This is a genomic window from Winogradskyella sp. (genome assembly GCF_028282165.1).
In the GTDB taxonomy this organism is placed as follows: domain Bacteria; phylum Bacteroidota; class Bacteroidia; order Flavobacteriales; family Flavobacteriaceae; genus Winogradskyella.
The window spans coordinates 24,891-34,529 of record NZ_JANQIM010000038.1; the positions used below are offsets into that span (position 1 = coordinate 24,891).

The 9,639-nt window shown below is 35.2% G+C and carries 7 protein-coding genes; 1 reads left to right on the plus strand and 6 read right to left on the minus strand.

The annotated features are described in order from the left end of the window. Nucleotides 1–249: 249 nt before the first annotated feature. From Q0972_RS15490 to Q0972_RS15500, 3 genes are all read right to left on the minus strand, one after another. The gene (locus Q0972_RS15490; RefSeq protein ID WP_299367383.1) at nucleotides 250–1,551 is read right to left on the minus strand and encodes a WG repeat-containing protein; all 1,302 of its coding nucleotides are present in this window, start codon (nucleotides 1,549–1,551) and stop codon (nucleotides 250–252) included. Nucleotides 1,552–1,781: 230 nt separating this feature from the next. Then, the gene (locus Q0972_RS15495) at nucleotides 1,782–2,429 is read right to left on the minus strand and encodes a hypothetical protein (protein WP_299367387.1); all 648 of its coding nucleotides are present in this window, start codon (nucleotides 2,427–2,429) and stop codon (nucleotides 1,782–1,784) included. A 369-nt stretch (nucleotides 2,430–2,798) separates the two neighbouring features. Then, on the minus strand, nucleotides 2,799–3,839 hold the full coding sequence (locus Q0972_RS15500; protein ID WP_299367390.1) for a CaiB/BaiF CoA-transferase family protein: 1,041 nt from the start codon (nucleotides 3,837–3,839) through the stop codon (nucleotides 2,799–2,801). 181 nt (nucleotides 3,840–4,020) lie between these two features. Here Q0972_RS15500 and Q0972_RS15505 point away from each other — a divergent pair, with 181 nt between their 5' ends. Beyond that, on the plus strand, nucleotides 4,021–4,881 hold the full coding sequence (locus Q0972_RS15505) for a GyrI-like domain-containing protein (RefSeq protein WP_299367393.1): 861 nt from the start codon (nucleotides 4,021–4,023) through the stop codon (nucleotides 4,879–4,881). Nucleotides 4,882–5,058: 177 nt separating this feature from the next. On the opposite strand, the gene Q0972_RS15510 is transcribed toward Q0972_RS15505, so the two are convergent. The 3 genes from Q0972_RS15510 to Q0972_RS15520 form a co-directional block, all read right to left on the minus strand. Continuing rightward, nucleotides 5,059–7,302 (minus strand): glycosyltransferase, encoded by a 2,244-nt coding sequence (locus Q0972_RS15510; protein ID WP_299367396.1) that lies wholly within the window; start codon nucleotides 7,300–7,302, stop codon nucleotides 5,059–5,061. Next, complete coding sequence (locus tag Q0972_RS15515) at nucleotides 7,292–8,335, minus strand: pesticidal protein Cry7Aa (RefSeq protein WP_299367399.1); 1,044 nt, start codon at nucleotides 8,333–8,335, stop codon at nucleotides 7,292–7,294. The genes Q0972_RS15510 and Q0972_RS15515 overlap by 11 nt, the downstream gene beginning before the upstream one ends. Nucleotides 8,336–8,465: 130 nt before the next feature. Next, nucleotides 8,466–9,639 (minus strand): tail fiber domain-containing protein (locus Q0972_RS15520; RefSeq protein ID WP_299367402.1); only part of this gene is annotated, 1,174 nt, incomplete at its 5' end.

The following is a 9,639-nucleotide window of genomic DNA, read 5'->3' on the forward strand; positions in this document are numbered from 1 at the left end:
CTCACGATAGCTGCAGCTATCTCTGTGCTTTCCGTCTCGATCTAAAACAAAATTATTTCATTTCCTCAAACTGAATAATTATTGCATTTGGTATTTTAATAACGTTATACGTTAAAAAATGTCGCAAAAAATTAAATCGATTTTTAAAATTAGGGAATGTTTGGGTTTAAGAGAAAGGAAAATGGGGTTAATGGTCTCAGCTATGAGTAGTTGCGTGTCCCAATAGCTATTGGGGTCAGCCGCAATGAGCTATGCATGTTGTTGTAGGGTATTTATTTTTAATGCTTTAACATCAGTGCTTTTAAAGAATTTCTTGATTTTACTTGATTTTAACTCTTTTCTTAAAGATTCAATATCCGCTGTAAAAGTTTTATTTATTATTGTCCCATTTTTGTCACTGATATTCCATTTACCATCTATTATTGCTAAACAATCTCTTCTAACGTTACCATCATAATAGTTATATAATTTGCCACCTATATTTATCAAATAATATGTTTCTGAAAATTCTTCTATCCAATCGTATTTATAATCCAATATTAATTTATTGTTAGAATCTATTATTCCCCATTTTCCATTATCTAGTGTTCCATGTAGTTCCATATAGTTCCAAGATCCATCCAAAATGTATTTCATAAAAACATCGTCGCTTGCTTTACTCCAGTTCCAACTATAATTACCTGAAAAAACCTTGAATCGATCATTTGTGTAATTATAGTCTATGAAATCATACTCAGCCTTCAATACAGTTTCACCAATTTCATTTATTAGTCCATATCTTTTTAATCTAAATTGATCTTTTCGTTGAACTTTAATAAATCCCTTTTTAGAGTCAATAATTTCTTGAAATTGTAATTGTTGTTTATCAAACGTTTTTAAATTTAATTTATATACGCTATTATTTTTTTGTAAAAATGCATATGAGTTGGCTTCGTTTACAATAATCTTTTCGTACAAACATTCTAATAGTATTTTGCCTGAATTATTAATTATACCTAAAAAAGTATCTTTTTTAACAACAAACATATTGTAACTTAATATTTGATGTAGAATGTACTCTTGCGGAAAGTCAATTTTAACTATTGTTTGTGAGTCATCATTTAAAAATGCGAATTGAGGTGATTTATTATGCTCGCTACTACCTTTGACACTTTTTAAATATCTACCTTTAATATCGAAATAATAATGTAAGTCGTCAAAATAACAAACAAAAATATTTAATTTTTCGAAAAATCTAATCGAATAGAAAATTGGTAAAATCAGGATATTATTATTGTCTGCACAAATAATACCTTGACCATTCCTTCTTCCTAAATTCAATTTTGGGTCATAGCTGGTAATTAATTGAAATCTATCATCACTGGATATGGAATGGCTATGATGATTTAATATGTTAAATGAGATTTTACTTTTATTGACTTTGAATTGGTAATTACCGTAATTAACTGGTTTATTTAATTTGTTAATAGGGTATTCAATCTTATTAGTAAAATCTTTATTTAAGTTATTTTTTAAATTTCTTAATTCGAGAAAATTATCTAACGATAACATTAATCAATTATATTTTAAATTTATTGTGCAAAATTAGTGGTATTCGTTAAATACCCTACAACGGTCTCGTATAATCGTCAGTTACTGGTTTTAAATTACTACTTTTCAGTTAAGCACTGACGCTCGCAATTCCGAGTGGATTATAGCCTACCCTGAGCGCAGTCGAAGGGTAGTCAAATCGCTGACACGAGTGAAGCGAACTGGCGGTAGCAAATTGCGGTTATACATTGTTACCTACCGTTTTTTATTAATTCCAAAATTCTATTATGAACTCTTAAGTCTAATGATGCTTCATCAGGATTCTGTTTTTCTTCGTCAAAAATTTTTATGAATAAAGGTCTATAAATCTTCATTTCCTCTTTTTCCTTAATTCCATAATGGTTTAGCCTTTTGTCTAAAATTCTTTTGTATTTGGCTTTTGCATTTCGCGTTTGCCTTTTCAAATCGATAATCATCTCTTCAAATTGAATTTTTAAAGATTCCATTATAATCTCAATCATTCTGTTAAAACCATTTACAAGATTTTGATTATGGTCGGCTGTTAAGCTTTCACAGTATTTTAATAATGGCTTATCAATTCCACTTATGTAATTTGGTAAATCCTCAAATTTTTTACAATCGAAATTATGAGCAAATTGATTTCTTATGCTTAAAATATGTAATAAGATAGAATATTCTTCCTTATTAATTTTTTTGCAATCATATAGTAAATCAACTTTTGACTTTAAACTTAATGAAGATGATTTGTTACTTAATGTTTTGGTTTCTTCATTAATAGCCAAACCAATTATATTTTTGATAAGCATTGAAGTAATACTTTCAATTTTTAAAGTTTTTTCAATGGCAAGTTGTCGATATGTGAAGTCTTGTTTTTTCAAATGGTAGGTAAACTCGTATATATATCTGTATTTTATGTACTTTACTATTTTACTAATTTTATATCTTAACCTCTATAAATGCTAAGATTTTTATAAATTAATAATCATTCATTTTGTATATCAATCTGTTCTGTTTAATATCTTATGATATACAAAACACCTGTATCTGTTATACAAAACGCATGTATTAATTTAAACATAGTTAAGAACTCAATACAGAGCTATTCAGTATTAGGATAAAATTAGCTGTTTTACGTTCAACAATCAATACGTAGAACTACGTAATTTTCAACTCAGAAAGATCGGAAAAGTAATGCTCTTATTCTACTTTTAATTTTGTAGTCATAGAAACAAAGTACATGACAGCAACTAAACAAGTGCCGTTTTCACCCTAACCGTTTCAATACCTTCAATAACTTCATGAAGCAACATATTTTTTGTTTTGCTATCCTTAAAAACTTCTTGCATGTTTTTTACAATGCCATATGGGATATTGCTTTGTTCAAGTTCAGAAACCCAAAACCCTGATGCTTTTTTGGCGATACATTCACTTATTTTCTGGTTTAATGCGTCTCTTTTAGCTACCCGTTGGGCATTTGTTCCGAACTCGTCAAATACCAATCCTAAAAGCATACATAAGTTTTCAAATTGCTTATCAGAACCAACGGCCAAAACAAGTAACTTGCCATCTTTTGTTAGATACATATCGCCATAAGGTGCAATATTGGGATGCTGGGTGCCCATGGGTTGTGGAATATGACCTTCCATTAACCAATTAGTCGCTTGATTCGCCAAAGAGGCCAAAGCACTCTCATAAAGTGATACTTTGATATGCTTTCCTTTACCCGTGGTTAACTTGTTAATAATGGCGCAAAGCACAGCTTCTTTTAAGTGGTGTGCGGCAAGTATATCAATTAAAGCAACTGGCATTTTTACAGGGTTTCTATCGGGTTCTCCATTCATGAACATAAATCCAGTTTCAGCCTGTAGCACCACATCGAATGCCGGTCTTGGATCGTCATCACCAAAACCTGTGAGTTCTGCATAAATAAGCGATGCATTGTGTGGTTTCAAATCATCATAAGCCACTTTAAGTTTTTTGGCTGTACCAGATTTATAGTTACAAATAACAATATCGGCATCCTTTATATGATTGATCAATATCTCATAGTCTGAGCGATCTGTCATATCAAGTAATACGCTTTCTTTAGAGAAATTTGCAGCACAATAATACGCAGAGATGGATCTTTCTTTGGATTCAGTTGGGAGTTTCCAAGTTCGTGTCACATCCCCATTAGTGCGTTTATTTTCTATTTTTATCACTTTGGCTCCTAACTCTGCAAAGAAAGTGCCTGCTAAGGGACCAGCCAAAACACTTGCCAGTTCTACTACTTTTAGGTTTTTAAACATAAGGTGATTTCTAAATGAGATTTTATAGATACTGAAACAAGTTCCGTACTAGTAAGCGAAATTAGTTCTTCTATCTCAAGAAATCAATACACAGAATGACCTAATTATAAACAACTCAGCAAGATTGGAAAAGTAATTCTCAAACTCTACCTTTAATTTTGTAGTCATAGAAACAAAGCACATGGCAGCAGCATCCCAAACCAGGCACATTTATCAAGAGCAACTCAATACGGTTGTAGAGTACATCAATAACCATTTGGATAGTAAAATTGATATTGCACAGTTGGCAAAGCTGTCTCATTTTTCACCCTTTCATTTTCATAGAATTACAAGGGCACTTTTAGGCGAACCTATTGGTGCTTACATTGCTAGGGAACGTTTAGAAACCGCGGCTAGACTGTTACGCTACTCAGATAATTCTATCGAAACTATTGCTTACAGTGTGGGTTTTGAGACACCCTCGTCCTTATCTAAAGCCTTTAAAAACTATTTTGGAATTTCGCCAAGTGCACATCGTAACAAAAAGAATGTATTAATCAAAAAACAGAACACCATGACTACAAAACTCAACATCAAAAAACCAAAAATTCTAGACATCGAAGATCAAAACTGTTTGTATTACACCATGTATGGTGACTACCAAAGCTTAGACTATGCTAGTGCATGGAAAAAACTTTGGGCAGAAGTAAAATCGCAAAAACTATTTACCAAAGGGATACAAATGATTGGTATACCACATGATGATCCAAATGTCACCGAACCAGACAAAATCCGTTATGATGCCTGCCTCATCATTCACAAAGATGCAAAACCCAATGGTGATGTTGGTGTAAAAACACTCAAAGGCGGTAAATACGCTATGTTTTTATACCAAGGCAGTTACAAACACTTTGCACAGGCTTATGATTACATGTTTAATGAGTGGTTGCTCAACACAGAATACGAAGTACGGGACGTGCCTTGCAGAGAACGCTACATTAGCCATCCAGATCGTGTAGCCGAAGAGAAACTAAAAACGGAGTTTTATATTCCTATTAAGTAGCAATAATAAACCATGCTAAAGTATCATTAAGTGTCACTTCGAGTGTTGCGCCTTTGGCGCGATGTATCGAGAAGTCTTTTAACTAAAAATAGCTCTCGATACGTCCCAACGTTAACAGTTGGGACACTCGAAATGAAAAAATTTTTAGCCTTTAGTAAAAAAACTCCAAAGAGCAGGTCAGTTGTTGACCTGCTCTTCTAATTGCTTTTGCTTCAATAACTTTTCAACGGTAAGTAAGGATACCAGATATGATAGTGTCGATTCGGCACCTTGGTTAAGATTAACACCATGTTCTTCTATACCATCATGTCCCCCACCAGTCGCAGGATTATAAACAATTTGACTTAGCACATTATTACCCATAAACCAGGTAAAGGCACATATAAGGAGATCGTAATAGCGGTAATCGTTGGTAACCTTGTAGGCAATCTCCAAACATTCTATAAGTGAAGCTATTTCAACGGGTTGCTGACCAAATTGATCAATATGATTGGTACTTTCCTTGGTAATCTGACTACGGTTTGAGATAGGATTGATCATCCCCTCGTGGTACATATTGGCAATCAAAAATTCCAAACTCTGAACAGCGATGGTCTTATACTTTTCATTTTTAGTGATTTCAAAAGCATAAAACAACCCTTCGGGAATATCACTGTTAGAATAGCTCAAGTTGCTTTCGAACCAATGCCACAATTCTGAAGCGGTATTGTCATAAAGCGCACAGAGATGGTCTGCCAAAGTTATAATTCGCGATTTAAAATCGTAAGTGCTGTTGGCAAGCATCAATCCTGAAAACGCCTTGATTAATTTCCCGACGGCCCTAGGCGATTTTACCTGTGGTATTAAAGGAATGTAGGTATTTAAAATAGCTTTGGCTATAGCTTTAGATTCTTGACTTGACAAATTACTATTAATCACTTCACTAAGTCCTAAAACGGCCCTTGACGCTGCTTCGTCTGTATTGACATAGTAGTTCTGATCCGTAAACTTGCCAAACTCATCAACATAATTCAAAAATATACCATCCTTAAGCTGGCACGATTTTATAAAGTTCAAATAAATCGCTTCAAGATGTGCTATGGATGCGTCTTCGGGATACATAGCGCGATACTTCAACAACACATAAAGTGCCCTGGCATTATCATCCAAAGTGTAACCGTAGTCTTTGTTCGGATATTCAAAATCCGTGAATTGGTACATCCCAATCTCATCGGTAATATTAATGAAATGGTCTAGATTAAGTTTAGGCTTTGTATAGATCAATCTACCATCGATTTTCAAGATACCCCTAAAAATTTCAGCGTAAGCAATTGCTATGTTTTCCCAAAGTCCTTTGCGCGATAGAATATGTGCTCTAATACTCAACTCCTTTCTTAAGGCTTCGTCGTCGATAAGCTTATTGATTTTTAAAGCCAAATCCTGACTATCCCCAAAATCGAACGATAATGCAGCATTCTGGTCCAAAATCTCCTTGGCATGCGAAATAGGTGTGGTTAATACTGCGCATCTGGCACCTAAGGCGTAGGTCAACGTACCACTAATAGCTTGTAATGGATTTTTGGAAGTGAACAAATAAATATCTGTCATTTCTAAGTATTCCAGTAGCTCATCCAATTCCAAAAATCTATTGATAAACCTCACATTGTCCTCTAGCCCGTTTTCTCTTACTTTCTGCTCTAAAAACTCCCTGTAACTCTCGCCTTCGTGCTTTTTAACTTCAGGATGTGTTTTTCCTAATACAAAATATATAGTGAAGTCACGACGTGTTACTTGTTTTAAGGCATCTAATGCCAATTCAATCCCCTTATTTCTGCTTAAAAGCCCAAAGGTGCTGAGTACTATTTTGTTTTTACAATTGTACTTTGCCTTTAAAACCTCAGGGGGTACAGACGGTCTTAAATGAAATCCATGAGGAATAGTTTTAATTTTATGCTCTGGGATCTGATAAGTTTTTATCAATAATCGCCTAGAATGTGCGGTCATCACAATAGCTAATTCACTATTATTGATGAGATTAAACACTACGGATTGCATTTGCACTTCAGGCTCTGGCAATACTGTATGAAGCACCAAAATATAAGGCTTTGTAAGCCTTGAGGTCAATTCTAAAATGTCTTTGCCAAATTCCCCAGAGTAGAGGCCGAATTCATGTTCTAAAACTACAAGTCTTATGGAGTCATCCGCATTGATTTTTTCTGAAAGTGTAATATAACCATCAATCGATTTTTCAACTTCAAAAATAACTTCAGGAGGATAAGTTCTATCAACCTCAGCATGCTCATTGAGCGCAGCTACAACCAAATCAAAATTAGATTTGAAGGATTTATTAATCGCGTTAATGGTGTCTTGTGTAAATGTTGCTATACCACATTCTCTTGGAGGATAGCTATTTATAAAGAGGACTTTAGGTTTAGTAGTCATGAGTAGGGAGTTTTAATAAGTATTCTAATAACTCAGAAAGCTTTGTTTTAGCAACAGCAATAGTGTTGTCCGCAGCACCATAATAGATATAGAGATCATCATCAAACAAACTGGTTCCTGAAGGAAAACAAACATTGTTGACATAACCCACTTTTTCATAAGGTTGATCTGGTGAAAACAAAGGTTTATCGAGTCTGTGTGTCACTTTTGTTGGGTCTTTTAAATCCAACAGAGCAATGGTTGCGTGATAATTTCTTCCTTTGGGCGTCGATTGAACACTATGATTAATAAGTAACCAACCATGTTGTGTTTTTATTGGTGGAGCACCAGCTCCAATATGCATATTTTCAAAATCGAACAAGGGATCCATCAATATGTATTGATTGAGATGAAATAAATAGTCTTTCCAAAATGCTTTATCCAAGTCTGAAAAACTTTTGAATTTCACCCACTGCATCCCGGGCAAAAGTCGGTGTATCATCATAAAATGGCCATCGATCTTTTCAGGAAATAATACAACATCCTTATCCCAAACTTTATACTTTGTTTTATGGATCAATCCACGGTCAATATAGGTCTGTAGATGCTCAAAATATTTTGGGAAAATGGACCTATTGTTATCTAAAGCTATTTTGTAGGATTGCAAAGACGCCGAAGGTGTAATAATGCCATGCTTCTCAAACTGCTTCAAATCGGTACTCGTCGCTAAGCATCCGAGGGCATTCTTACCGTCGTAACCCGTATAGGTGATATAGTAAGTACCATCAATTTTTACGATTCTCGGGTCTTCAACACCATGAATCTCGTAGTTTTTCTCAGGAAAAATTATGGGGATATCATGTCTAGATTTTAGATTAATAGGACCGTCAAAATCGCAATAACCAATAGTCGAGAAATTACCGTCTTTAAAAGCACGATAAAGCATTTTTACATGATTCCCTTCCTGAATAACAGCAGGATTTAAGACTCCAGCACTTTCAAAATCGTGTGACGTTGCTTCTAAAATAACACCAAGCTTTTCTACTTTTAACATAGCTTAAGGAGATATAAGCTAAATATATGGAAAATAAACGGGTATTATTTTATCAAATCAATAATATATGTATAATTATTATGAGAATACTACAACAATATCACTCCATAATAATCTTCATGCTTCTTCATTATTGTTCTGAAAGCGATTTAACCATCTCATAGAGTTCATCAAGTTTTGTTTTGAGTTCTTGATTTTCCTTTTCTAAAATTTCAACTTTGGTATTTAATGCTTTAATTGATTGAACATAGAGTGCATCATAGGTACCATAAGCCGTTTGGTAATAGCCTTGGTTGTCTAAACTCACATTTTCAGGAAATACTTGTTGCAATTCTTGCGCAATGAAACCATATTGTTGTCCTTCTGGACGATTATTACCTGTTTCTTGATCATTCCATTCATAGGTAACACCTCGCATTCGTAACAGTTTATTCAGGGCATCTTGTGCATTAAACGTTTTAATATTCTTCTTTAATCGTCTATCACTGTTAGCAAGCCAGTCTCCAGCGACTGTTTTAGAAGCCGTACCATTGACCTCTAAAATATTGGTCGTTGGTATTCTCGACAATCCAAGTCTACCATTCTTCAGCAAGGTCATTGCATTATTAACACTATTGTTAGCCACCACGAATAAGCGATCGGCTGCATTGAACGTTGTTGTACTCACTGGGGTATAAGCATTGCTTTCATAACCAATTACCGTCTCGGCAAAAGAATAAGCCGTAACATTAGTACCAATGGCTACAGATTCGTTTCCAGATGCTACCGTTCCATTTCCAATGACCACTGCATTCTCTCCACTCGCATCTGAACCTCCCAAAGATATACTACCGTCACCAGAGGCTGTTCCTGCCCAAGCCAAAGAAATCTCACCATTAGCAACACCTCCATAAAGCGCTGTGGCACCATCTCCTGAAGCCTGTCCTAATGTTAAAGCGGTTGCATTGGCTCCAGATGCATTAGCACTACCGCCTATGGCAAAAGATCCGTTACCGCTTGCGGTACTCCCACCTCCTATAGCTACTGCACCAACAGCTGAGGCAATCGAACTGGCACCATAGGCAAAGCCTCTATCCGCAGTAACATTACCACCTTGAATCGCAACTGAATTTTCACCACCTGCATCTGCACCACCTAATGAGATGGCGCCTCCACCTGTGGCCGATCCAGCCCATGCTAGTGATATCTCACCACTAGCGACGCCACCATAAAGCGCTGTTGCACCATCTCCTGAAGCCTGTCCTAGTGTTAAAGCGGTTGCATTGGCTCCAGATGCATTAGCGCTACCGCCTATGGCAAAAGAT